General features: G+C 61.4%; 23 protein-coding genes. 12 read left to right on the forward strand and 11 right to left on the reverse strand.

All coding sequences use genetic code 11. The annotated features are described in order from the left end of the window. The first annotated feature begins 121 nt into the window (after positions 1–121). Together AC1ECK_RS21515 and phaR are read left to right on the forward strand one after the other, a co-directional pair. Positions 122–862 (forward strand): 3-ketoacyl-ACP reductase, encoded by a 741-nt coding sequence (locus AC1ECK_RS21515; RefSeq protein WP_480322486.1) that lies wholly within the window; start codon positions 122–124, stop codon positions 860–862. Positions 863–1,003: 141 nt separating this feature from the next. Next, positions 1,004–1,588 (forward strand): polyhydroxyalkanoate synthesis repressor PhaR, encoded by a 585-nt coding sequence (phaR, locus tag AC1ECK_RS21520; RefSeq protein WP_480322488.1) that lies wholly within the window; start codon positions 1,004–1,006, stop codon positions 1,586–1,588. 297 nt (positions 1,589–1,885) lie between these two features. Here the strand turns inward: phaR and dctA (AC1ECK_RS21525) are convergent, their stop codons facing one another. Further along, positions 1,886–3,268: a C4-dicarboxylate transporter DctA gene (gene dctA, locus AC1ECK_RS21525; protein ID WP_480322490.1), complete on the reverse strand. Its 1,383-nt coding sequence runs from the start codon at positions 3,266–3,268 to the stop codon at positions 1,886–1,888. A 131-nt stretch (positions 3,269–3,399) separates the two neighbouring features. Then, on the reverse strand, positions 3,400–4,566 hold the full coding sequence (locus AC1ECK_RS21530) for a mandelate racemase/muconate lactonizing enzyme family protein (RefSeq protein ID WP_480322492.1): 1,167 nt from the start codon (positions 4,564–4,566) through the stop codon (positions 3,400–3,402). Positions 4,567–4,696: 130 nt separating this feature from the next. Between AC1ECK_RS21530 and AC1ECK_RS21535 the strand changes: the two genes are divergently transcribed. The 3 genes from AC1ECK_RS21535 to AC1ECK_RS21545 all read left to right on the forward strand — a co-directional run bounded on the left by AC1ECK_RS21535 (position 4,697) and on the right by AC1ECK_RS21545 (position 6,818). Then, positions 4,697–5,656, forward strand: a complete 960-nt coding sequence (locus AC1ECK_RS21535; protein WP_480322494.1) for a LysR family transcriptional regulator — start codon at positions 4,697–4,699, stop codon at positions 5,654–5,656. A gap of 113 nt (positions 5,657–5,769) precedes the next feature. After that, positions 5,770–6,060, forward strand: coding sequence for a hypothetical protein (locus tag AC1ECK_RS21540; protein WP_480322496.1), 291 nt, complete (start codon positions 5,770–5,772; stop codon positions 6,058–6,060). Then, positions 6,057–6,818, forward strand: coding sequence for a hypothetical protein (locus AC1ECK_RS21545; protein WP_480322498.1), 762 nt, complete (start codon positions 6,057–6,059; stop codon positions 6,816–6,818). The genes AC1ECK_RS21540 and AC1ECK_RS21545 overlap by 4 nt, the downstream gene beginning before the upstream one ends. A 185-nt stretch (positions 6,819–7,003) precedes the next feature. Here the strand turns inward: AC1ECK_RS21545 and AC1ECK_RS21550 are convergent, their stop codons facing one another. Beyond that, on the reverse strand, positions 7,004–8,170 hold the full coding sequence (locus tag AC1ECK_RS21550) for an NHL repeat-containing protein (protein ID WP_480322500.1): 1,167 nt from the start codon (positions 8,168–8,170) through the stop codon (positions 7,004–7,006). Between the two features lie 290 nt (positions 8,171–8,460). Here AC1ECK_RS21550 and AC1ECK_RS21555 point away from each other — a divergent pair, with 290 nt between their 5' ends. Beyond that, positions 8,461–8,643: a hypothetical protein gene (locus tag AC1ECK_RS21555; protein WP_480322502.1), complete on the forward strand. Its 183-nt coding sequence runs from the start codon at positions 8,461–8,463 to the stop codon at positions 8,641–8,643. 409 nt (positions 8,644–9,052) lie between these two features. Here AC1ECK_RS21555 and flhC read toward each other — a convergent pair whose 3' ends face one another. From flhC to AC1ECK_RS21590, 7 genes are all read right to left on the reverse strand, one after another. Further along, positions 9,053–9,658 (reverse strand): flagellar transcriptional regulator FlhC, encoded by a 606-nt coding sequence (gene flhC / locus AC1ECK_RS21560; protein ID WP_480322504.1) that lies wholly within the window; start codon positions 9,656–9,658, stop codon positions 9,053–9,055. 11 nt (positions 9,659–9,669) lie between these two features. Continuing rightward, the gene (gene flhD / locus AC1ECK_RS21565; protein WP_480322506.1) at positions 9,670–9,987 is read right to left on the reverse strand and encodes a flagellar transcriptional regulator FlhD; all 318 of its coding nucleotides are present in this window, start codon (positions 9,985–9,987) and stop codon (positions 9,670–9,672) included. A gap of 1,572 nt (positions 9,988–11,559) precedes the next feature. Continuing rightward, positions 11,560–12,585, reverse strand: coding sequence for an amidohydrolase family protein (locus AC1ECK_RS21570; RefSeq protein WP_480322508.1), 1,026 nt, complete (start codon positions 12,583–12,585; stop codon positions 11,560–11,562). 64 nt (positions 12,586–12,649) lie between these two features. After that, a complete protein-coding gene (locus AC1ECK_RS21575; protein ID WP_480322510.1) occupies positions 12,650–13,690 on the reverse strand; it encodes a porin in 1,041 nt (346 codons plus the stop codon). Between the two features lie 163 nt (positions 13,691–13,853). Beyond that, positions 13,854–15,197 carry a C4-dicarboxylate transporter DctA gene (dctA, locus tag AC1ECK_RS21580; RefSeq protein ID WP_480322512.1) on the reverse strand — a complete coding sequence of 448 codons (1,344 nt, stop codon included), beginning with the start codon at positions 15,195–15,197 and terminating at the stop codon, positions 13,854–13,856. Between the two features lie 75 nt (positions 15,198–15,272). After that, positions 15,273–16,184 (reverse strand): substrate-binding domain-containing protein, encoded by a 912-nt coding sequence (locus tag AC1ECK_RS21585; RefSeq protein WP_480322514.1) that lies wholly within the window; start codon positions 16,182–16,184, stop codon positions 15,273–15,275. Between the two features lie 54 nt (positions 16,185–16,238). Then, positions 16,239–17,090 (reverse strand): amidohydrolase family protein, encoded by an 852-nt coding sequence (locus tag AC1ECK_RS21590; protein WP_480322516.1) that lies wholly within the window; start codon positions 17,088–17,090, stop codon positions 16,239–16,241. A gap of 144 nt (positions 17,091–17,234) precedes the next feature. On the opposite strand from AC1ECK_RS21590, the gene AC1ECK_RS21595 reads away from it, so the two are divergent. The 6 genes from AC1ECK_RS21595 to AC1ECK_RS21620 all read left to right on the forward strand — a co-directional run bounded on the left by AC1ECK_RS21595 (position 17,235) and on the right by AC1ECK_RS21620 (position 24,108). Next, complete coding sequence (locus AC1ECK_RS21595; protein ID WP_480322518.1) at positions 17,235–18,488, forward strand: LysR family transcriptional regulator; 1,254 nt, start codon at positions 17,235–17,237, stop codon at positions 18,486–18,488. Positions 18,489–18,567: 79 nt separating this feature from the next. Then, entirely contained in the window at positions 18,568–19,953 is a 1,386-nt protein-coding gene (gene rimO, locus AC1ECK_RS21600) for a 30S ribosomal protein S12 methylthiotransferase RimO (RefSeq protein ID WP_480322520.1), read from the forward strand. A gap of 3 nt (positions 19,954–19,956) precedes the next feature. Next, entirely contained in the window at positions 19,957–20,886 is a 930-nt protein-coding gene (locus tag AC1ECK_RS21605) for a sugar kinase (protein ID WP_480322522.1), read from the forward strand. A gap of 135 nt (positions 20,887–21,021) precedes the next feature. Then, entirely contained in the window at positions 21,022–22,206 is a 1,185-nt protein-coding gene (gene bktB, locus AC1ECK_RS21610) for a beta-ketothiolase BktB (RefSeq protein ID WP_480322524.1), read from the forward strand. 44 nt (positions 22,207–22,250) lie between these two features. Continuing rightward, positions 22,251–22,868, forward strand: a complete 618-nt coding sequence (locus AC1ECK_RS21615; protein ID WP_480322526.1) for a hypothetical protein — start codon at positions 22,251–22,253, stop codon at positions 22,866–22,868. A 55-nt stretch (positions 22,869–22,923) separates the two neighbouring features. Next, positions 22,924–24,108: a cystathionine beta-lyase gene (locus AC1ECK_RS21620; protein WP_480322528.1), complete on the forward strand. Its 1,185-nt coding sequence runs from the start codon at positions 22,924–22,926 to the stop codon at positions 24,106–24,108. Between the two features lie 82 nt (positions 24,109–24,190). Here the strand turns inward: AC1ECK_RS21620 and serB are convergent, their stop codons facing one another. Next, positions 24,191–25,030 carry a phosphoserine phosphatase SerB gene (gene serB, locus AC1ECK_RS21625; protein WP_480322530.1) on the reverse strand — a complete coding sequence of 280 codons (840 nt, stop codon included), beginning with the start codon at positions 25,028–25,030 and terminating at the stop codon, positions 24,191–24,193. Between the last annotated feature and the right edge of the window lie 104 nt (positions 25,031–25,134).

Genomic DNA, 25,134 nt, shown 5'->3' on the forward strand with positions numbered 1-25,134 from the left:
GGCGCGCGGTGTGTTGGTGGCCTCGCCAGCCGGTCGCCCGGCGGCAACGGAGATAATGCAGTAAAGGCGAGGGAAGAGGTTGCCGGTCGGCGCCTCGAAAAACGATAACGGAGTGTGGTTTATGGCACAGCGAATTGCGTATGTAACGGGCGGGATGGGCGGCATCGGCACGAGCATTTGCCAGCGCCTTCACAAGGAAGGCTTCAAGGTCGTCGCCGGCTGCGGCCCGAACTCTCCGCGCCGCGTGAAGTGGCTCGAAGAGCAGAAGGCGCTCGGTTTCGACTTCATCGCGTCGGAAGGCAACGTCGGCGACTGGGATTCCACCAAGGCGGCGTTCGACAAGGTGAAAGCCGAAGTCGGCGAAATCGACGTGCTGGTCAACAATGCGGGCATTACGCGCGACGTCGTGTTCCGCAAGATGACTCACGAAGACTGGACGGCGGTGATCGACACCAACCTGACGAGTCTGTTCAACGTCACCAAGCAGGTGATCGACGGGATGGTCGAGCGCGGCTGGGGGCGGGTGATCAACATCTCGTCGGTGAACGGGCAGAAGGGCCAGTTCGGGCAGACGAACTACTCGACGGCCAAGGCCGGGATTCACGGTTTCACGATGTCGCTGGCGCAGGAAGTGGCGACCAAGGGCGTGACGGTCAACACCGTTTCGCCGGGCTACATCGGCACGGATATGGTCAAGTCGATCCGCCCCGATGTGCTGGAAAAGATCGTCGCGACGATTCCGGTGCGCCGTCTCGGCCAGCCGGATGAAATCGGTTCGATCGTAGCGTGGCTCGCGTCGGACGAATCGGGTTTTTCCACGGGAGCCGATTTCTCGCTGAATGGCGGTCTGCACATGGGCTGATCCGTGAAGTGCGCCGTCGCGAGACGGCGGCACTGCATGGTTCAGGTGTTTCCGGCGGCGTCTCGCGCGCGCAATCGAAGGCCCGATTGCTCGTGCGACAGGACGCCGTTTCTGCGCTTCAATGGCGCTCAAAGGCGTTAAATGACCACTACTACAAAGAAAACTGCCGAACGACTCATCAAGAAATATCCGAACCGTCGGCTCTATGACACCGAGACAAGCACGTACATCACGCTGACCGACGTCAAGCAGCTCGTGCTGGATCAGGAGGATTTCAAGGTCATCGATGCGAAGAGCAACGAGGATCTGACGCGCGCCATTCTGTTGCAGATCATTCTTGAAGAAGAGAGCGGCGGTTTGCCGATGTTCTCGTCGTCGATGCTCTCGCAGATCATCCGTTTTTACGGACACGCGATGCAGGGCATGATGGGCACGTATCTTGAGAAGAACATCCAGGCATTCATCGACATTCAGGCCAAGCTCGCCGACCAGTCGAAGAACCTGTATGAAGGCAAGGCCATGAACCCCGAAGTCTGGTCGCAGTTCATGAACATGCAGGCGCCGATGATGCAGGGCATGATGACCAGCTATATCGAGCAGTCGAAGAACATGTTCGTGCAGATGCAGGAGCAGATGCAGAACCAGGCCAAGTCGATGTTCAGCACGTTCCCGTTCACGCCTGCCAATCCGCAGACGAATCCGGATCCGGAGCCGGAGAAGAAGTAGCGGCGATTGGGGCGAAGCGGCTGGCTTGTCGAGGTTGTCTCAGGGCGCGCGATATAAGCCGGCCATGCGGGCGGCTCGGTTATGTGGCTCTGGTGGGCGGGAGGCGGCGTGTGAGCGAGCTGCCCGGGTGAGATGTGCCCGTGGCGCCTCACAATAACAGGTTGCGTGCGCAAGGCGTGTTTTCGCTCCGCCGCCGTCGCGCATCTCGCATGCACGCAACAACCAACTGCGCCCGGGCGTAAATCCTGGCCGGCTCGCTTGTGGCGATCCATGCTGCCGGAAGGGGGATGAGCGCTCTCAGAAAGCTCCTGGGGTCTTTTCCCTCAAACCATCGCGGCCGCGCTTGAGCAAAACAGGTTCGCTCGGCTGGTCTACCGGCACCTCATCGCCAGACTCCAGTGCGCCAACGCTCGTGTCGGTGCGGTTGAGCATTGCGCGGGCCTTGTTCATATCCAGCGCGCCTTCCCATCGAGCCACCACAATGGTCGCCACCCCGTTGCCGATCAGGTTCGTGACTGCACGCGCCTCGTTCAAAAAGCGGTCCACCCCTAGCAGCAGCACCAACCCGGAAACAGGAATCTTGTGCATCGAGGCGAGCGTGGCAGCCAGGGCGACAAATCCGGCTCCCGCCACGCCTGCTGAACCTTTGGATGTCAGTAACAGCACGCCGAGAAGCAGCAACTGATCCCAGATCGTCAGATGGATATTCATCGCCTGCGCAACGAACATCGAGGCCATGGTCAGATAGATCGCCGTGCCATCGGCATTGAAGGTATAGCCGGTAGGTAGCACCATGCCGACTACCGGGCGCGAGCACCCCAGCTTCTCCATTTTGAAAAGCATCTGCGGAAGCACCGCTTCGGTCGAGGCTGTCCCGAGGGTGATGAAGATCTCGTCCTTGATGTAGCGAAGATACTTCCACAGGGAAAGGCCGCTCAACCGCATCACCAGACCGAGTACCACGACCACGAAGAAAATCGAGGTCAGATAGAGGCACAGCATCAGTTGTCCGAACGATGCCAGCGTGCCGATCCCATACGTCGCAATGGTGAATGCCATGCCACCGAAGGCACCGATAGGCGCGACATACATCACGATCCGAACGACACCGAACATGCCCTGAAGGAACATGTCGAGCATGTCGACAAAGGGTGCAGTACCGGGACCTAGCCTGGCCAGAGCGATGGCGAAAAGAAGCGAGAAGAAAATAATCGGCAGGATGTCGCCATTGGCGAACGCTCCGACAATGCTGTTTGGCACGATGCTCATGAAGAACTCAAGCATCGTATGCTGCTGTGCCGCGTGGGTGTAGGCAGCAATCGCCAGGCCGTCGATATGCGCGGGGTCGATGTTCATACCGCTGCCCGGCTTGATCACGTTCACGATGACGAGGCCAACGGCGAGCGCAATCGTCGATGCAACCTCGAAGTAGAGAATCGCCTTGACGCCGACACGACCGGCCTCATGCAGATCATTCATGCGGGCAATACCGACCACAACGGATGCAAAAATGATCGGGGCAAGCAGCATCCGGATCAGTTTGATGAACAGATCGCCGAGTGGCTTGAGCTGAGAACCGATGTCAGGGTAGAAATGGCCGACGAGCACGCCGGCAATAATGCCAATCAGAACCTGTACATAGAGCCTGGAAAGCGCTTTTCCGATCTTTGAAACCCGCATGACTGTCTCCTATGCGTGGTATCTTTTAATGAAAGTAAGGTCGGGCACGACCCCTTTCGCCTGCGTTCAGTTTGTTTATTGTTGTGAACGCCGCGCCGACTTTCTTGTCGGCGCGTTTGCCGGTTGACGGCTTATGCAGATAGCTTTTGCATCTCGGCGAAGAGATCGGCCTTTCCTTCGAAGCCGATGCCGGGCAGATCGGGCATGCTGATGTAGCCGTTCTCCACCTTCACGCCGTCAGGGAAGCCGCCGTAGGGCTGGAACAGGTCCGGATAGGATTCGTTGCCACCGAGACCGAGGCCGGCTGCAATATTGAGCGACATCTGGTGCCCGCCGTGCGGAATGCAGCGGCTCGGCGACCATCCGTGCTGACGCAGCATGTCGAGCGTGCGCAGATATTCGACCAGACCGTAACTCAGCGCGCAGTCGAATTGCAGCCAGTCGCGATCCGGGCGCATGCCGCCGTAGCGAATCAGGTTGCGGGCGTCTTGCATGGAGAACAGGTCTTCGCCGGTCGCCATCGGCTTGTCGTAGTAGTTGCGAAGCGTTGCCTGCAATTCGTAGTCGAGTGGGTCGCCCGGTTCCTCGTACCAGAACAGGTCGTATTGCGACAACGCCTTCGCGTACTGGATCGCGGTGTCGAGGTCGAATCGACCGTTGGCGTCGACGGCCAGTTTCTGACCGTCACCGAGCACGCTCAGGATCGAGTCGATGCGACGCAGATCCTCATCGAGCGACGCGCCGCCGATCTTCTTCTTCACGACCGTATAGCCCCGGTCGATGTAGCTGCGCATCTCGTCTTTCAGCTTCTCGTGGTCCTGACCGGGGTAGTAGTACCCGCCCGCCGCATAGACGAAAATCTTGCGCTCCGGCTGGCCGTTGCCATAGCGATCCGCGAGCAACTGGAACAGCGGCTTGCCTTCGATCTTCGCTACCGCATCCCAGATCGCCATGTCGATGGTGCCGATGGCGACCGAGCGCTCGCCGTGGCCACCCGGCTTTTCGTTGGTGAACATGGTTGCCCAGATCTTGTGTGGATCGAGGTTGTCGCCGGCGTCGTTGACGAGGCTGGCGGGATCGGCCTCGAGAATGCGCGGAATGAAACGCTCGCGCATCAGCTTGCCCTGGCCGTAGCGGCCGTTGGAATTAAAGCCGTAACCCACCACTGGCTTGCCGTCCCAGATGACATCCGTCACCACGGCGACGAGACTCAGCGTCATCTTGCTGAAGTCAATGTAGGCATTGCGGATCGGGGAACTGATCGGAACGGTCTTTTCGCGGATTTCAACGATTCTCATGGCGGTGTCTCCTGAGTTTTGAGCACGTACTGCATGCTTCGGGCTGCAATGGGACGTAGCTTATCCGCGAAACGAGACGTTATACTTCACTGAAATTCATTTCATTTTTTACCTTTGGTGAATAACGAAAATGACAACTGACGTCGCGTCCGATTTCGATTTCTTTATTCTCCTCGCCAGACTCAAAAGCATGTCCGGCGCGGCGCGGGCGCTCGATCTAACCCCGCCGGCCGCAACCAAGCGCCTCGGGTTGATTGAACAGAGACTGGGGGTTCGACTGGTCAACAGGACAACCCGGAGCGTCAGCCTGACGCCGGAAGGCGAGACTTACCTGCGCTACGCGATGCAGATCGTGGGGCAAGTCCGGCAAATGGAAGAGGAGATATCCGGGTCTCGCTCCGATCCCCATGGTCTTCTGCGTATCAACGCGACGCTTGGTTTCGGGCGCACGACCATCGCGCCCCTCGTCTCCGATTTCGCGAAGCGCTTTCCCAAGGTGGAAATCCAGTTTGAGGTAACCGACCGGCCGATCGATCTGATTGAAGCTGCGTTCGACATGGCGATCCGTTTTGGCGAGCTTCCCGACAGCCGCCTCAGCGCCCGGCGCATCATGAGCAACCGTCGTTTCCTGTGCGCCTCTCCGAAATACCTTGAGCGCTTTGGGACGCCGAAGCGTGTCGAAGATCTGCTAGAGCACCGTTGCATCGTTCATCGCCAGAACGACGACGCCTATGGCGTCTGGAGATACATACAGGGCGACCACCTCGAAGCGCTGAAAGTCAAAGGAGCGCTTTCGAGCAATGACGGCGATATTGTTCTGCGGTGGGCACTCGACGGGCACGGAATCTTGATCCGTTCCGAATGGGATCTGGCGAAATACGTCCAGAGCGGCCGGCTAAAGCTGGTTTTACCAGACACACCGCTGCCGTCAGCCGACCTGTTTGTCTACTATCCCAGTCAGCGAAATCAGACCGCGCGCGCCCGGGCGTTCATTGATTTTCTGATCGATCATTTTCAGGCGCCGTTCGTCCCGGTAGAGACGGGGGCCTTGATCTACGCTCAAAGAAAGAAGCCTGGCCGAAAGCCCTGAGCCGCCGGTATCGGGCCCGTTGGACCGCGCTCACTTGCATCCTCTCGAATCAGGGAATAATCGACGCATCCCCACGGTCTTGCAGGTAGGACAGACACAAAATGGGTGATCAAATGAACATCGTCGACATGGCCCGTGCATCGGGATTGGCCGTCATCCTCGACGGCAGGATCGGCCGCGAGGAATACCAGAGCGTATGCGGCTCGGTATCGGCATTACAGCGCTTCGCCGAAGCGGTGGCTCAGGGCGCGGCGAGTCAGCGCGAGTCTGCCGCGCCGCAGTCGCCGGCGCATGATCTGTCTGGACGGTTACGCCGCGGTTTTATCGGTGGTGCGGGAAAACATGGGGGCAGGGCGGCGTTTGCTCGTCGCGTGTCGCACAACGCTCGCCGGACGCCGGCATGACGGCGCAGATGCAAGCCGTTCTGCGTCGGCTGCAACTCGGGTCCGGCGTGGTGTTGCTGATCTATCTCTTTCTCCATCTGATCAATCATGCGCTCGGGATCTGGTCACTCGAACTCGCCGGACGTGGTCTTGTTTTAGCGCTGCGGCTCTGGCGTAGCGCACCTGGAACGATCGCGTTGTACGGTGCCGCCGCGCTCCATTTTGCGTTGGCCGTCCGCACGATATACGGGCGCCGTCACTGGGTGTTGCCGCTAGCCGAGTGGGTCCGCCTGTGGGCCGGACTCAGCCTGCCGCTGCTGCTTATCCGCCATGCGGTGACGACCCGGCTCGCGTCCTCGCTCTATGGCTTCGAGCCTGACTATGAGCGTGTCGTGATCCTCCTGCTGACGAGTGGTACGCAGGGTTTGCAGCTTGCGCTGCTCGCGCCCGGATGGATACACGGATGTCTCGGACTATGGTTTCGCTTGCGCCACCTCCCGTGGGCGCGCCGCATGAAGCCTGCACTGTTGGCATTGGTCGTCCTGTTGCCATTGCTGTCCGCGGCAGGTTTTATCCGGATGATGCGAACTGTCGAGGCGAAAAGCGTAGTGCTTGCAGCCCCCGATCCAATCCTGGTTGCGCATCAGCTCGCCCTGAATGTCTGGCGTCACGATCTCGTGACCTTCTACTTGTCTCTCATCGTCAGTGCGTTTGTCGCGGGCCAATTGCGCAATGGACTTGAACGCCGAAGATTTCGGAAGCGTTCGCTGAATTCGTGACACGGCCACGACCCTGTGCGAGGTCGCCGCTGTTTAGTCGTAAGGATGTATTCGGCTTCGCATGGCGCTCATTTAGGCAGAGATCGGGAGTCTCCGCCTACCTGATGCGAGGCGATCGTGGCCGGTTATGTCGTCAGTGCGTGCGAACGCGGCCACGGATCGGCGCTTTACGTTACAAGTCGTCCTCAAGGGCTGGTGTTGTCGAACGGCAGACTCCACACGGTGATATTGGGTACGTTGTCGTCGACAGCCGCAAAATGCACCACGCCATTGCTCACCCGCGAGAAGGCAAGTCCGAAGGCGCCGCCTTGCGCTGCATCTACCGAGAGCTGCGCGATGAAGCGCCCTTGCGGCGTGAACTCGACGATTTCGCTAGGTTGCTTCGCGTCACCGTTGATCGCATCCCCATTAGCCGTGAACAGATGGCCATTCGGGCCAAGCGCGAGCCCAAGCGGTCCGTGCAGATGCTGATTGTCCGCGTAGATCAGCACACCCTTGCCGGCGTCGTGCCGTGTACTGCCGGCGCCATAGACCGCGAAGATCGCATTGTCGACCGTCGACGCCACGTACAGAACATCCCGCTGTGGATCGTAAGCGAGTCCGGTCGGACCGACGACCAGCGCCGCCGGATCGCCGCGGAACGGGTAACCGGACGCGATTCGCGTGCTGCCTTGCAGATGCACCCCGTTGTCGTCGATCGCGAGGTCGAGACGCACCACTGTGCCGTTGAGCACATTCGATACGAAGACCTTCGCGCGATCGCCAAGATCGAAGATCGTCAGATCCCACGGACCGTCGAGACCCGCGTTCGCGGGGGTCCATTGCGCGACGACGTTGCCTGTCCGGTTGAGCACCAGCAGCGAGCCGGGCTGGATGGTCGCAAACGTGCCGTCGACCGTGGGGACGTTTCCGACCAGGACGAAACCGGCGCGCAGCACGCCCAGCGCTGTCGACAGGCCGAGTCCAGCCGGCCCCTGGAAGAACACGAGCGGATTGCCGTTCGGCACGATCTTGACGATCGTCGTGCCCGTGCCCTGAAGGTTCTTCGCATTGTTGAAATTGGACACCAGCAGATCGCTCGCTCCGATGGTTCCGTGAGACGGAAAACCTTGCGGGACGAACGCGACACCGTACGGATTGACATCGCCGTTCGGCGGCACCGTGGACGACGTGACCGCCGCGGGCGGCAGCAACTGAGCATCCTCGGCCAGCACGGGGCCGCTTGCGCCGGACACGATGAGCGCACAGAGCGCGGCCGTTAGTGCAGCCTTGGCCAACCCTTTGCGGCGAGCCGTATGCGCGGATAGCCACGGTCTTTCGCTGGACTCAGGACCAGAGAAAACGCGATTCATGACGATTCTCCAAGAAGATCGCGACCGCGAGCACACCAGCCGACGCCAAGGGTGGCATGCGGCAGACGCGAACGGTTGCGCCCGGCGCTGGGTGGCACGGACGAGCGGACCCGCCGCCGAACGCGTCGATGTGGCGCGCGGCGTCAACGACAGGCCGATCGTCTTGCAGGAAAGACAACTGCGGACGGGCGTCCGAGGGGAACGAACGCGCTCGGGCGGACCGTATTACCTAAACGAAGCGGAGACGGAGAATATTCCATGCCCTGCAAGGCACGCGGTGAATATCGATCGTGGGCGCGCAGATCAGCGCGGGCATGCAAAAGCATCTGCGCTTCGCTCGCGCCGCGAGGCTGGCAGCACAGCATTTTCGACAGCTTCGGCTGCGTCTGGCCAAGCAGTTCCTCAGCCGGCTGCTGCGTCCAGTTGCAAACTATCAGGAAACAGGCAGCATGAATTCCCGCATGCTCTGCTGAATGATCGTCCGGACGATTTTCACGAAATGCTCCGATACATCTGAAGATTGCCGCGACGCGAGCGGCGCGACATAGCCGTGATAGACGAGATAGACGAGATAGACGAGATAGACGAGATAGACGAGATAGACGAGATAGACGAGATAGACGAGATAGACGAGATACGTGGCTCTTTCGCGTGGCCTCCGAGGGCCCGGCCTACGTGCTTATGACACGTCAGGCGTACGGCGCATGGCGCAGGCTCGAAGCGGATTCGGGCCGGCCCTTGCTCAACCTGTGCGGCGGGCTGTATTGCGGCCCGGCTGAGTCACCATCAGCGCACGCTCGTGACGGTATGAGCACACACGTCTGCGTGCCTGGCGCGTTGAGCGTCGATGTGCCGATGCTATCGATGGACGCCCCTCACCACTCAGGCAGCTAGCGACTGCCTCTCCAGATCATCGGCGACGTTCTCTTCAGCGCGTTGCGCGCGTTCGAGTTCCGCGTTGTGCGCAGTCGCGGCTTTCTTCGTCTTGCCGGCACGTGACGGCGGTTGACACGCGCCACACACGAAATTCGACTGCGGATCGTGTTTGTGCGCGACGAACATGCCCGTGCACCGGCAGCATGGCGTCCGCTGCAGGATGTCCGCCTGGAAGAAGCGTACCAGCGTCCACGCACGCGTGAGGCTCACGACCACCTCGAGCTGATTGCTCTCGCAATGCTCGACGTACAAACGGTAAGCCTTCGTCAGTGCATCAAGACGCGAACAACCCGCCTGATCCCTGAGGAACAGATACATGTTGTAGAAGAGCGATGAATGGATGTTCGGCATCCACGTCATGTACCAGTCCGCCGAAAACGGCAGCATGCCTTTCGGCGGCGGAACGCCTTTCAGTTCGCGATAGAGACGGATCATGCGGTCGCGCGATAACGTCAGTTCCGTTTCGAGCAACTGCATCCGGGCCCCCAGTTCAATCAGGCTGATCGCACGCAGGACTTCCTGGGCGTCGTCACAGATGCTTTTGTGCAGCATGGTCTTTCCCCTCACGCCAACTGTTCGGCCGGCTGACCCGCAAGCAGGATAGCGGCGTGGGTCGCTCCCACGTCCGCATGCGTCGACGGTTGCGTCAACGCGGACAGCAACAGGTGATCGTTGAGCCGGAACGCGCACAATAGCTGGTTCGATCCGGAGAGCTTGATAATTTGCGCAAGCGTAAGGTTCGCCACGATAGCGGCCACTTCGGGTGAGAGTCCGAGCCGAAGCATCGCGACAGACTGATCCTCACGCAGCATGCGTTGCGCAAAAATCATGTATGACAGGTTGATCTCGCGGATCGAGTCAAGCGCTTCGCTGCTATTCATGGTTTCCCGCTCTTCGAAAACCCCGTTTTTTACGCCGGCATTTTGCCGTGCGAAATCTGTACTTCCCGAGCGTCTTTTTCGATCGCCCGGTGACCCTTGTGATACGAAATTTACAATTTGTCACAACTTGACAGCATCATAAAATTGACCGATGGCGAGGTGCAAGCACGTTAATTTGACCGTTTCTTTCACAATCTATCGAAGCGGTAAAAACAGGAAAAATTTATCTTGATCGAGAATGCTACGAAGCTTGTTGGCGCGCCATAACCTAATAGCAGAAAGGCTTTTCAGACCGTAAGGCAGATTGGCGACAGCTTGCTTGCCAAGCTAAGTCGACGGCCGCGGAGCCGTACTTTTATCCCTTGTTGCAGAAAGCCAACAGCATCGGATGTCGTTTTCGCATCTTGGTGATACATGTTTTTTACCGGGTCATGCATCAATGCTTGTTACATTTGATGGAGGTCTTCCGATACGCGTACGCCTCGCCGACCAGCCTGATGTAAAGCGGTGTCCTCTCTGCTAGATGCGTACCCGAGTCGCTCGGGGCAGACGATGTGTCCAGCGGTGGAAACACCGTGCCGAAAAAGGTGCTCCCATGAGCGCTTCCTAGTTGTACTGCAGTGCTAACTTATACCCGGCGTAGGACCAGCAATGAGTAAAGGCGAGTCTGATGTTCTCCGAAGCCTTGCTTGTCCCGCAGCCGTAACGCACCCACCACACCCTTTCCAAACAAGGCCATGAGCCATCGCCTGCTGCTACACGGACGGCATCACAAAAGACCCGGTGCTGAAGTCGCGTGAAGAATCGAATACACGGTGGCTTGATGTCGGCCTCGGTGTGCCAGGCGCCTGCTTCTGGCCCCGGGATCTCCGGCTTCGAAAGAAAGCGTAAGGTCCACCCGTCTCAAGTTTCATGCGCCCGTGTCGTTGAAATAGTGAGAAAGGCAGCAGCAAGGCTGACTGCATCATCGTCAACGCGATATCGACAGCGGAGGGCAGAATGGCGATTTCTACGATCACGGGCGCACTGCGCGCTTCAGGAATTGCGGCCACAATGGCCGCGATATCACTGCTCACTGCATGCGCTACGGACGCCGCAAGCGTCAGCGCGAGCACTCCCGACACGGCAACTCCCGCCTTGCAGCGCGCAGCGCTGGCGCTAGTCTCGAGCGGCGGTTATCCGGTCTCGATGGGGGTGGGCTCTGCACGCTAGCCGTAGTTCCACCGGCGGCGCCGACGTGCGATATTTTCCAGCACTGGTGGCAGACCTGGTTCGCGCAACTGCGACCGGCGTCACATCTACACGTTTTCCAGGCTGCGACAGGAGGCAGGTAGACGGTTTTGACGGTGTGCCCGATGCGGAAGGTGTTCCTCCCTACGCACCGCACGGGAAGTTCATCTGGGAATTCGGTGCGACCGACGGAGCAGCGACTGCGCTTCCTTTTCGACTTTGCCTACGCGACCGGACTGCGCGCGGGTCAGCTTGTCGGCGCCACACTCGGCTACGTCCGCATTCGTGCGAGCGATGTTGCGATGAACGACTCCCGATAAACGACGCCGAGTTCGACCATGATCAACGTCCTTGTCTGGTGAGGGCGGCATCGAGGCGCGGATACACGCGGCGGGCGTTGCCCTCGTAAATCTTGAAGCGTTGCTCGCTCGACATGTCGGCGGCTTCGACGTAGCGCTTCGTGTCGTCGAAATAGTGCTGGGTGTAAGGGTCGATGCCACGTACCGCGCCGATCATCTCGCTCGCGAACAGAATGTTGTCGACCGGAATGACTTCGGTAAGCAGGTTGATGCCGGGTTGGTGGTACACGCAGGTATCGAAGAACACGTTGTTCAGCAGATGCTCTTCGAGCGGCGGCTTTTTCATTTCCTGCGCGAGGCCGCGGAAGCGTCCCCAGTGATACGGCACCGCGCCGCCGCCATGCGGAATGACGAAGCGCAGCGTCGGGAAATCATGGAACAGATCCGACGTGAGGCACTGCATGAATGCGGTCGTGTCGGCGTTCAGATAGTGCGCGCCGGTGGTGTGAAAACACGCGTTGCAACTCGTGCTCACGTGGATCATCGCGGGAATGTCGTACTCGACCATCTTCTCGTAGATCGGATACCACGAACGATCGGATAGCGGCGGGCTGGTCCAGTGTCCACCCGAAGGATCGGGATTGAGGTTAATCGCGACGTTGCCGTATTGCTCGACGCTTTTCACCAGTTCGGGGATGCAGGTAGCCGGGTCGACGCCGGGGCTTTGCGGCAGCATCGCCGCGGGGATGAAATTCTGCGGGAACAACTCGCTCACGCGGTAGCACAACTCGTTGCAGATTGCCGCCCAGGTACTCGACACTTCGAAATCGCCGATATGGTGCGCCATGAAGCTCGCGCGCGGACTGAACACGGTGAGATCGAGGCCACGTTCGCGCATCAGACGCAACTGGTTGGTCTCGATCGAATCGCGCAGTTCCTCGTCGCTGATCTTCAGCTCCGACGGCTTCGGCATGCTGGAGGGCTGGCCGATTGCAGCGATCTGGCGATTGCGCCAGCTCTCCAACGCTTTGGGCGCGGTCGTGTAGTGCCCGTGAATATCGATGATCATGAATGGCTCCTGGGTCGTCGGGCGCGCGCATCGACTACGCGCGTCTGCATGTGAATCTGAGGTGCTAGAACAGCACGTCGAGACCGACCGTCACGGCGGTCTGACTGGAAGCGCCGGCCGGGTTCAAGGTGCTGACCACGGCGTGTTTGTACGAGGTGTAGTCGATTTCGCTGTAGAGCGTGGTGCGCTTGGACAGCAGGTAGGCGAGCGAAAGGATGGAGAGGCCACGCAGGTTGGCTTTATCGTTCGACACGGCGGTCTGGTAATAGCCGCCCGTGAAGACGAGTGCCGGCGTGACGGTCCACGTGAGACCGCCGAATGCGTTGTTGGTGACCTGGTGCGGCGTGGTCGGATTTTTCAGATCTTCGGACATGAAGCCGCCCGACACGCGCACCGGACCGATCTGGTAGCCGACGCCCGCCATGTAGTAGCTGTCGCTCAGATAGGCCGTGCCGGTCAATATGTTGCGGTGTCCGTACACGCCGCCGACGTCGACTGGCCCCGCGTGGTAGCTCATCCCCGCCGAGCGTGTCGCGCCGCTGCTGAAATTGCCCGGCACGCCGCCAAACGAGTTGTCCACTTCGAACAGCAGCGGTCCGAAGTTGTTCTTGTACTTGATGGCGTTGTTGTTGCGTGTGCCGTCGGACGCGTTGGTCAACGGCAGGATAGGGGTGAAGTGAAAGCCGAACGGATCGTAAATGTTGATGATGTCGTGCGAGATCGTGTACTGGCGACCGAGATCGAGCGCGCCGTACTTCACGTTGCCTAGACCGACGTATGACTGCCGGTTGAAAAGCGTGCCGGTGGTATTGTCGAACGCCCCGTTGCCGAGGTTAAATCCGTTTTCGAGCCGGAAGTGCGCATTCCAGCCGTCGCCCAGATCCTCCTTGCCGAGAAAGCCGAGTTTGTTGGAACTGTAGTAGCCGTTCGAATTCATCGTCACTACCGAGCCGCCGCCTTTGACCGCATCTGTCTGGTAACGTACGCCGCCGTCTGCCGTGCCGTATATCTGTACGCTCGATTGCGCATGAGCCGGCAGCGCGATCAATGTGCCGGCCGCTGCCGACACGCTCACTCCAATGGATCTCCAAACCTTCTTTTTCATCATGTGTCTCCGGTTTAATGTAATTGTGTTTTCGATACGGCCCGCCACAGCAGTGCTTCCATACCATTCGTATGACTAAATAAATAACCTGCTTTGAACTTCTGTTTATCAGGGCCGGGGGCATTCACTGGGATGTGCCGCCGGCCCGCAAACGATGCAGCTTCTAGCCGCTCATTTGCTTGAGATGGGCCTGTGGTGTCTCGACGGGTCTGAAGCCGGTCTTCAGTTCATTGCGAAGCGCAACGCGGTCGAGCGCTTTTTCCCAGTTGGCCACGACAATGGTCGCCACGCTATTGCCGACAATGTTGGTGAACACGAAGCCGCTCGACATGGCTTTGTGAATGCCGAGAATCAGCGCGATCGATTCGACCGGAATCGTGTTCGATGCAGCGAGCGTCGCAGCCAGTACGGCAATCGCCGCACCCGAGACCCCGGCCGCGCCCTTGGACGTGAGCAGCAGCACGGCCAGCAGCACGAGCTGGTCGTGCCAGTTCATCGGCGTGTTGGTGGCTTGAGCAAGGAACACGGCGGCAGCGGCGAAATACAGGCACGTGCCGTCGTGGTTGAAGGTGTAGGCGGTCGGCAGCACGAGCCCGACCACCGACTTCTCGCAGCCGAGCCGTTCGAGCTTGTCGATCAGTTGCGGGAACACCGTCTCCGACGAGCTCGTGCCGATGACGAGCAGCAGCTCTGCGCCGATATAGCGCGTCAAACGCAGCAGGCTGAAACCGTTCAGTCTGGCGATCGGCCATAGAATCAGCAGGATGAAGAGCGCGCAGGTCAGATAAAACTCGAGCACCAGTTTGCCCAGCGAGATCAGCGTACCGAAACCGAATTTGCTGACCGTGAACGCAATCGCACCGAATGCGGCGAGTGGCGCGATCTTCATCGTCAGGCCGATGATCCAGAACAGCGACCCCGACACCGCATCGATCAGGTTCAACGCGGGCTGTGCGCGCTCGCCGATCGCCGCGAGACCGAAGGCGAACAGCACGGAGAAGAACAGCACCTGCAGCACGTCGCCGCCGGCGAATGCGCTGATCGCCGTGTGCGGAATCACATTGAGCAGGAATTCGCTGGTGGTGATGACGTGATGCGCCTGGGCCACGTAGGTGTCGACGGCGGCCGAGTGCACGCTATGCATGTCCACGTTCATGCCGACGCCGGGCTTGAGCAGATTGATGACTACGAGGCCCAGCACCAGCGCGAGCGAGGTCACCACTTCGAAATAGACCAACGCCTTGATCGCCACGCGGCCCACTTTCTTGAAGTCGTTGACGCCAGCAATGCCGCTGCACACGGTGCAGAAGATGATCGGTCCAATCAGCATCTGAATGATGCGGATGAATGCGTCGCCCACCGGTTGCAGATTGATGCCGAACTTCGGGAAGAAGTAACCGGTGATGATGCCGAGCGCCATGCCGGCCAACACCTGGAAGGACAGGTCGCGATAGAACGGCCGACGTTCCCTCGGTTTCGATGTGGCGGACTGGCGGGGCAAGCTCATGGTGTCTCCGTAACAAACTGCGGCGAACTTGGGTTCGCTCAGGAATCTTGACGCGTGAAACGATCGGATGCCCGGCTAGAGGCCGGCATCGCCCAGAATTTCCGCGCTGTCGGCGAAGATCTCGTCGACACTCAGCTTGCGCGGCAACAGGCGCTGCTGCTCGCAGAACGCAAGCATTTCTTCGAGCGGCCCGCGCAGTGCGTCATAGCCGAACAGCAGCTTGTCCGGCTTGCCTTCGTTCGCCGCGGCGACAGACGCCTTGCCGCGTTTGAGCAGATCGTAAACCGCACGGACGGCTTGCGGCTGCGAGTCGGCCACTTCCTTCGTCACGACCACGACGTGATTGATCGGCACGTATCGATGCTGCGCGTACCACTCGCGGTCCGCGGCTGCCGCGTTGTCGATCAGCGGTTTGAATTCCGGGCCGTCCGGCAGATCGTTGCCGAGGATGGCGGCGTCGAGTTCGCCTTCGCGCAGCATCGACAACAGTTGTTTGCCGGGACCGACGCGTTTGACGAAAGACGGATCGGTATATTCGTCCAGGTGCGCGCCTTCGATTGTCACCCATTCGACCTGATCGAGCGGCACGCCATAAGTCTCGCCGAGAATCGCGCGTACCCACATGCCGGTGGTCTGCGTGTAAGCGCGCACGCCGACTTTCTTGCCCGCGAGGCTGCCGACGTCGAGTTTGCCCCGTGCCGCATTATAAATAATGCATGCCTGCTGAAAGCGCGCGGCCACGACCGCGGGCAAAAGCACGAGCGGCTTGTTATAGGCTTTTGCTTGCAGATACGTAACGATCGCGAGCTCGCTGACGTCGTAGGCCTGAGCCCGCGCCATCGGTGCAAACGCGCGATGAATCGGCTCGACCTCTTCGAACGCCAGCTCGACGGCGGGGTCGGTCAACTCTGCGCTTTTCAGAGGCTGCGTATGCGGGTAGGTCTTCAGCGCGGTTTTCAAACGCGGAGGTTGGAGAGGCGTGCTCACGAGCGTTGTTCCTGTCTGGTTCAAAGTGGATTTATCCCGCTGTTTCAAGCGAACTCAGGCGGCGAGCGCCGGATAAACCGTACGCGCGGTGCCGCCGAAAATCGCTTCGCGTGCTTCTGCGGGCAACATCGACAGACTTTCGCGGGCTTCTTCGAGCAACTGGGGCAGCGCACCCTCGGCAGCCGGAAAATTCGAGCCCCAGGCGATGCGATGCGCGCCAAACGCGTCGAGCACACGAGGGAAGAACGCGCCGGGCGTCGATGCGCCGCGTGCCGCTTCTGCGATCGTGCGATTCGTCAGCTTCAGGTACACGCCTTGATAGGGCGCGAGGCTGAACAGCGGCGCGGCGGCGGCATACGGCGGCCCTTCGGCCAGTTCCGGGCGGGCGAGGTGATCGAGCAGCACGCGGATGCCGGGAAAGCGCGCCAGCATGTTCAGCAGTGCGGGGATGCCTTGCGCGGTCATCTGCAGGCAGATCGACACGTTGTGGCGCTGCGCGTATTCCCACACCGGGAACGAACGCTCGTCGTCGAGCCAACCGGCCTGACCGGGCATCGTGCTACCGGTCGTGAACAGACGCAGACCGGACAGGCCCGCGTCGAGCCAGCGTTGCATCTGCGCGACGGCGTCGCTCGCCAGTACGTCGATGGAGAACACGCCCGCGAAGCGGTCGGCATGGGCGCGAACCGCCTCGACGACATAACTATTGTCGTTGCCGTAGACCGTGGAGGCTTGCACGACCACGACACGGTCGATACCCGCTTCGTCCATCGATGCGAGCAGGCCCTCGAAGCTGACCGGGCGTTTCGCGGACCACTCCGACTGATGACCGCCGACCGGCGCGAGCGGATAACGTTGTTTATCCGCGGAAATTGCGTGAGTGTGAGTGTCGATCACGACGGACATGAAAGGGCTCCTGGCGGAAAACTTATCGAATGGAATGGACGTAACTGTAAGTGCGATAGCGCCGAACTCCTTAATAGGAAGTGAGGCCCAGCCCATAAATTTGCGTTAAGCTAAGGGTTTTTACGCGGTCGGTTTGGAGGGTGGATGGAGGCTCTGGAGCATGCGTCGACGGACGACGATCAGGCTCGGCTGAGGCGTCTTTTTCTGTTCGATGCGGTTTGCGAAGCCGGTGGCATCGGTCAGGCGGCGGTGCGCGCGGGGCGCACGCAACCGGCGGTGAGCGTCGCTATCAGCAAGCTGGAGGCGAGTTTCGGCGGGAAATTGCTCGAGCGCGGCTTCGGCGGCAGCGAACTGACGGGCGAAGGTGTGATCCTGCAGCGGCGCGTGCGCCGCATGCTCGAGCAGATGGAGCGCGCCGTGATGAACCTGACCGGCCAGCCTGCGGCAACGGGCGCGGCCAAGATTTGCCGTCGTCTGACCGATGCGCAGGTGCGCTGCCACATCGCGATTGCCAACACGGGGTCGGCGGCGGAAGCCGCGCTTCTGCTGGGCGTTTCGCAACCGGCGGTGCATCGGGCGGCGCGGCAGATCGAGCAGAACGTCGGCGTGTCGCTGTACAGGCGGCGCGTGCATAGCGTGTCGGCGAATCCCGCGGGAATCGAGTTTGCGCGCTGCCTGAGCCTCGCGCTCCATGAGATCGCCCAGGCCGGCGACGACCTCGCGTATGCGCGCGGGCAACTCACCGGGAAGATTGCGATCGGCGTGTTGCCGCTGATGCCGCCGCGCCTCGTCGCTCGTGCCATTCAACGGCTGCGCGAGCGGTATCCCGCGGCGCACGTGACCGTGGAAGAGGGCTCGCATGCTCATTTGCTGCGCGAGTTGCGCAGCGCTTCGATCGACATCATCGTGGGTGGCTTACGTGAGCCTCGGCTGACGGGATCAGCGCTCGAAATGGAGCTTTTTCCCGATCCTTATGTGGTGGCCGTGCGCAAGGGGCATCGCCTGGCGAAGCGCAAAGCGGTCGGCGTGCTCGACCTCGCCGATTACGACTGGGTGATGCCTCAACACAACGTGCCGCGGCGTGCGGTGATCGATGCGATCTTCGGCCGGTTGCCGGTCAAGCCGACCCTCGTGGTCGAAACGAGTTCGCTCGCGATGATGATCGCCATGCTCATAGAGAGCGATTGCATCACGCTGCTCTCGCGTGCGCAGATTCGCGATGCCTATCCGGGGAGCGAGCTGGTCGCGTTGGAACTGGAGACGCCGGAGGCCAGCCGCTCGGTAGGATATACCGTGCGAACCGACTGGCTGGGAACGGCTGTGCAACAGGCGTTTGTCGAAGTTTTGCGAGAAGAATGCAGCGACGAACGGGACCGCGTAGGGCGATTCGCGGAGTAATATGTAAAGCCTGTTTCGGGTCCGGGAAGCGTAAATAGCTGTAAACTCTCGACTTTGCTGTCATTCCAAAAAGTCCCTCATGTCCAAGCTGCAAAGCGTCACCAAGTCCGAAGCGCCTCGTGTAGGTTTCGTCAGCCTCGGATGCCCGAAAGCACTCGTCGACTCCGAGCAGATCATCACGCAACTGCGCGCCGAAGGCTACGAGATCTCCGGCACCTATGACGGCGCCGACCTGGTCGTCGTCAACACCTGTGGCTTTATCGACGAAGCCGTGCAGGAAAGTCTCGACGCCATCGGCGAGGCGCTCACCGAAAACGGCAAGGTGATCGTCACCGGCTGCCTCGGCGCGAAGAAGAGCGCGAGCGGCTCCGGCCTGATCGAAGAAGTCCATCCGAAGGTGCTGGCCGTGACCGGTCCGCACGCCGTGGGCGAGGTGATGCAGGCGGTCCACAGCCATCTGCCCAAGCCGCACGATCCGTTCGTCGACCTGGTGCCGGCCGCGGGCGTCAAGCTCACGCCGCGTCACTACGCGTACCTGAAGATTTCCGAAGGCTGCAACCACCGCTGCACGTTCTGCATCATCCCGTCGATGCGCGGCGACCTCGTGTCGCGTCCGGTCGCGGAAGTGATGCTCGAAGCGGAAAACCTGTTCAAGTCAGGTGTGAAGGAACTGCTGGTGATTTCGCAGGACACCAGCGCCTACGGCGTGGACGTCAAGTACCGCACCGGTTTCTGGAACGGCAAGCCGATCAAGACGCGCATGACCGACCTCGTCGGTGCGCTCGGCGAACTGGCCGCGCAGTACGGCGCGTGGGTGCGTTTGCATTATGTGTATCCGTACCCGAGCGTCGACGAAGTGATTCCGATGATGGCCGAAGGTCCGTTCAAGGGCCACGTGCTGCCGTACCTCGACGTGCCGTTCCAGCACGCGCATCCGGAAGTGCTGAAGCGCATGAAGCGCCCGGCCAATGCCGAGAAGGTGCTGGAGCGCGTGCGCGCATGGCGCGAAATCTGCCCGGACCTGACGATCCGCAGCACGTTTATTGCCGGCTTCCCCGGCGAGACCGAAGAGCAGTTCCAGACGCTGCTCGACTTCATCCGCGAGGCGGAGCTCGATCGCGTCGGCTGTTTCGCTTATTCGCCGGTTGAAGGCGCCACTGCCAACGAACTCGACGGCGCCTTGCCCGACGAAGTGCGTGAAGAACGCCGCGCGCGCTTCATGGAAGTGGCCGAGGAAGTGTCGGCGAAGCGCATCGCGCGCAAGGTCGGCAAGACGCTGAAGGTGCTGGTCGACGAAATCAATGCCGATGGCGGCATCGGCCGCACCGCGGCGGACGCGCCGGAGATCGACGGCGTCGTGTACATCGCACCGTCCACCAAGGCCTCGAAGCGCTACAAGGTGGGCGAGTTCGTCTCGGTGAAGATCACCGGTGCGGACGGCCACGATCTGTGGGGCGAGGTGTAAGCCATGTCCACCGCGAAGAGCCCGGCAATCCTCGCGCTCGGCGAGGCGATGGTCGAATTCAATCAGTCGTCGAAGGATCAACCGAACTACCTGCAGGGGTTCGGCGGTGACACCTCGAACTTCTGTATCGCGGCGGCCCGTCAGGGGGCGACCGCAGGTTTTGTGTCGGCGGTGGGCGACGATCATTTCGGCCGCCTGCTGCTCGATCTGTGGCAATGCGAGTCGGTGGATACGTCGCTGATCAAAGTCGACCGTCACGCGCCCACCGGCGTGTACTTCGTCTCGCACGGCCCGGACGGCCACCAGTTCGATTATCTGCGTGCGGGCTCGGCGGCCAGCCGCTATGCACCGCACGATTTGCCGCTCGACGCGCTGGCGGCGGCGCAGGTCCTGCATCTGTCCGGCATCAGTCTGGCGATCAGCGTGAGCGCCTGCGACGCGGCGCTCGCCGCGATCGGCCATGCACGCGCGAACGGGGTGCGCATCAGCTTCGACACCAATCTGCGCCTGAAGCTGTGGCCGCTTGCCAGGGCGCGTGCGGTCATGACCGAGGCGATCCGCTACACGGATATCTGTCTTCCAAGCTGGGATGACGTCACTGTCTTGACGGGGCTCACGGGCCGCGACGAAATCGTCGATTTCCTGCTGGCGCTGGGGCCGCGGGTCGTGGCGCTGAAACTCGGCAAGCTGGGTGCCTATGTGGCCACGCCTGATGAGCGGCGTCTCGTGCCGGGACACGTCGTGAATGCCGTGGATGCGACCGGCGCCGGCGATTGCTTCGGCGGCGCATTTATCGCGCGGATCGCCGCGGGCGACGATCCGTTTGCCGCGGCACGTTATGCCAACGTGGCGGCGGCATTATCCACCCAAGGCTTTGGAGCCGTGGCGCCGATTCCTCATCATGCGGCGGTCGAGCAGGCGCTGGCAGCGTGAGGATGAGACGCCTCGCTTGATGAGTGTCCATGGTCTGAGCAAGACGGCACGGTGATAACGAACCAGGTGACCAGCGAGCGATGGCAAGCACACTGGCCGTCGGGAATCACGATCAGAGAGTAAGAGGAGCGAGCGATGCAACGGGACGTAGTGGTGGTAAGCGGCGTACGCACGGCCATTGGCGACTTTGGCGGCAGCCTCAAGGACTTCTCCCCGACCGACCTCGGCGCGCGCGTGGTGCGCGAGGTGCTGTCGCGGGCCAAGGTGTCGGGCGACGAAGTCGGCCATGTGGTATTCGGCAATGTGGTCCACACCGAACCAAAGGACATGTACCTGGCCCGCGTGGCGGCCCTCAATGGCGGTGTTGCGCAACACGCGCCCGCGCTGACGGTCAACCGCCTGTGCGGCTCTGGTCTGCAGGCAATCGTCTCCGCTGCGCAGAGCGTGCTCCTGGGCGATGCGGATATCGCGATTGGCGGCGGCGCGGAGAACATGAGCCGCGCACCGTACATGATGCCTGCCGCGCGCTTCGGTCAGCGCATGGGCGATGCGCGTCTCGTCGACATGATGCTCGGCGCCCTGAACGACCCGTTCCAGGGGATTCACATGGGCGTGACGGCCGAGAACGTCGCGCAGAAATACGGCATTACCCGTGAGGCGCAGGACGCGCTCGCGCTCGAGTCGCACCACCGTGCGGCCCACGCGATCACGAACGGCTATTTCAAGGAACAGATTCTGCCGGTCACGATCGCATCGAAGAAGGGCGATGTCGTGTTCGAGCAGGATGAGCATGTCCGCCTGAACGCGTCGGCGGAAGATTTTTCGAAGTTGAAACCGGTGTTCGCGAAGGAAAACGGCTCGGTGACGGCCGGCAATGCGTCCGGCATCAACGACGCGGCCGCTGCGGTCCTGCTGATGGAGCGCAGCGTCGCCGAACAACGCGGCGTGAAGCCGTTGGCGCGCCTCGTGGCGTATGCACACGCCGGCGTCGATCCGGCCTATATGGGTATCGGCCCGGTGCCGGCCACCCGTAAGGTGCTCGAGCGGGCCGGCCTGACGGTCGCCGACCTCGATGTCGTCGAAGCCAACGAAGCATTTGCCGCGCAAGCGTGCGCGGTCAGCAAGGAACTCGGGCTCGATCCCGCGAAGGTCAATCCGAACGGTTCCGGCATTTCGCTCGGCCATCCGATCGGCGCGACCGGCGCGTTGCTTACCGTGAAGGCGCTGTACGAGCTGGAGCGCATCGGCGGGCGGTATGCGCTCGTGACGATGTGCATCGGCGGTGGTCAGGGCATCGCGGCGATCTTCGAGCGGATCTGACACGGGGCGCCAAGCGCCTCGCTTCATGCAACAGGAAGGAATGGATGTTGGAATCGAAAGCGATGAGGAGCGCCGCGCGCCGGCGCGGCTGGATGACCGGTGCAGCGGCGGTGCTGCTGCTGGCCGGTGTGGGCGGCATGATGCCTACGCAGGTGTGGGCGCAAAGCGACGCCGTCAAGGAACTGGCCGCGCCGCCGCCGATCCAGTTGCCGCTCAAGCCGAGCCCGGAGTTCGCGAAGTTTCCGCGCTATGCCGGTACGCTCGGCGCGCGCCAGATCGTGCTGCGGCTTGGACCGAAAACCGACGATCCGTCGGGCGTGCACGGCGAATATCAGTACACCGATACCGGTGAAGTGATCCTGATCGCAGGCGACCGCGACGGCGACACGCTCGAAGTCGAGGAGTCGAACGACGGCACCCATATCACCGGCAACTGGGTCGGCAAGTTTGCGGCGGACGGTTCGCTGGCGGGCGACCGGATGAACGTCGACGACTCCGATCCGCAGCCGTTCGACTTGCGTCCGCTGGCGGCCGGCCAGCCGGTTCCGGCGGCGGGGGCAGCCCACGCGCCGGCAAGCGGTGCGGCGGCGGCTCCGACCGCTCCGGCCGCGAGTAGCGCGCATACGGTGAACGGAGTGAGCAACCTCTCGATCGGCGAGTAAGCGCGGTGCCGCGGCGCACGCTATCCGTTCAGTTTTGGCTTTACGCGAAATCACTATGACTCAATCCAAACCCCCGCGCGGCTTGCAGACCCGCATCGTGCGCGCCGAAGACCAACTCACGCCGGGCTTCGAATCGTTCGCCGTGCCGGTGGCGCGCGCCTCGACCGTGGTGTTCCCCGACCTTGCGACGATGCGCGCGCTCGACTGGCGCAACGACGCTCAGTGGCGCTACGGCCTGCATGCCACGCCCACCTCGCTCGTGCTGGCGCAGCGTCTCGCGGCGCTCGAAGGCGGCAATCATGCGTTGCTGCAGCCGTCGGGGTTGTCGGCGATTTCCAACGTTTACTTTGGCCTTGTCAAAGCGGGCGACGATGCCCTGATTCCGGACAACGTCTATTCGCCGAACCGCGATCATGGCGATTGGCTGGCGCGGGACTTCGGCATTACCGTGCGGTATTACGACCCGATGATCGGCGCCGGGATTGCGGAGCTGATCCAGCCGAATACCCGCTTGATATGGCTCGAAGCGCCGGGCTCGGTGACGATGGAAGTGCCCGATGTGGCGGCGATCACCGCGGCGGCGCGGGCCCGCAACGCAATCACCGCCATTGACAACACCTGGTCGGCCGGGCTTGCCTTCCGTCCGTTCGAGCACGGCGTCGATATCTCGGTGCAGGCGCTGACCAAATACCAGTCCGGCGGCGGCGACGTGCTGATGGGCGCGACCATCACCGTGGACCGGGAATTGCATCTGAAGCTGAAGGCGGCGCGCATGCGCATGGGCATCGGCGTTTCATCGGACGACTGCTCGTTGATTTTGCGTAGCCTGCCGAGCATGCAGGTGCGCTTCGAGCAGCACGACCGCAGCGCGCTCGCGCTTGCGAAGTGGCTGAAGACGCGCCCGGAGATCGCGGCGGTGCTGCACCCGGCGTTGCCCGATTGCCCTGGACACGAGTTCTACGAACGGGACTTCACCGGAGCGGGCGGGTTGTTTTCGGTGGTGTTCGACGGCCGCTACACGCCCGCGCAAATCGATACGTTTTGCGAGTCGCTCGAACTGTTTTCGATCGGCTGGAGCTGGGGCGGCGCTCACAGTCTCGTGATGCCGTATGACATCGCCTCGATGCGCTCGGCGGCGCAGTGGCCGCATCGCGGCACGCTGGTGCGTTTCTATATCGGGCTCGAGGAAGAGGCTGATCTGCGTGCGGATATGGAGAATAGTCTGAGTAAGCTGGCCTAGGAGTCTTTCGCGCCTTCGGCGGTTGCGGGCTGCGCGGTTGGGAGAAGCCCATCGGGGTACGGTTCCGATGGGCTTTTCAAAACTAGAACAACCGCAGCAATCCGTCCAGTCCAACATGATTGAACGCGACACTCGCCGCTTCGCGCACTACCGGCTTGGCGCGAAACGCCACCGATAGCCCCGCCTCGGCCATCATTTTCAGATCGTTCGAACCGTCGCCCATCGCGATCGCGCGGCTCGGTTCGATCCCGAGTTCATTGCATGTCTCGCGCAGCGTGCGCGCCTTGACGTCCGCATTCACGATTTCGCCCGTTACCTGACCGGTCAACTTGCCATCGATGATCTCGAGCGTATTGGCGCGCGTGAAATCGAGATCGAGACGCGCTTTCAGCTTCTCGGTAAAGAACGTAAAGCCGCCGGAGACGAGCAAGGTCTTCAGGCCCGCTGCCTTCGCGCCGGCCAGCATCTGTTCGGCGCCCGGCGACAGGCGCAGCCGCTCCTCGTAGACGCGCTCCAGCGCACTCGCGTCGAGCCCCTTGAGCAGCGCCACCCGGCGGGTCAGGCTTTCGTTGAAATCCTTGATCTCTCCACGCATCGACGCTTCGGTGATGGCCGCGACCTCGGCCTTCAGGCCGCAAAAGTCGGCGATTTCGTCGATGCATTCGATCGTGATCAGCGTCGAATCCATATCCATCGCGACCAGGCCGAAGTCGCGCAACTGCCGGTTAGGCTCGACAAACGCGAAATCCAGTGCGTGCGTGCTGCAGTAGACCTCCAGATCGGCGCGCTGGGCAGGGTTTGCGTCGGCAATGCGGATCGCGTGGGCGTCGATGACGGCGGCGCGCGAGCCGCGTGCAAGTGCGGCGAGCGTCTTATGGTGGTCGGCGGACAGAGGCGCGGGGCTTTGGATGACGAGGTTCATGTCGACGCAGGAAAGAGCGCGCAGTGGGCGCGGAAAATCCCGCTATTGTAACGGGTCGGCAACCTGCGTCCGTGCCAGGCGACGCCCCGCATACAAGCGAAAAC

The organism is Paraburkholderia sp. SSBN10T, from assembly GCF_056619545.1.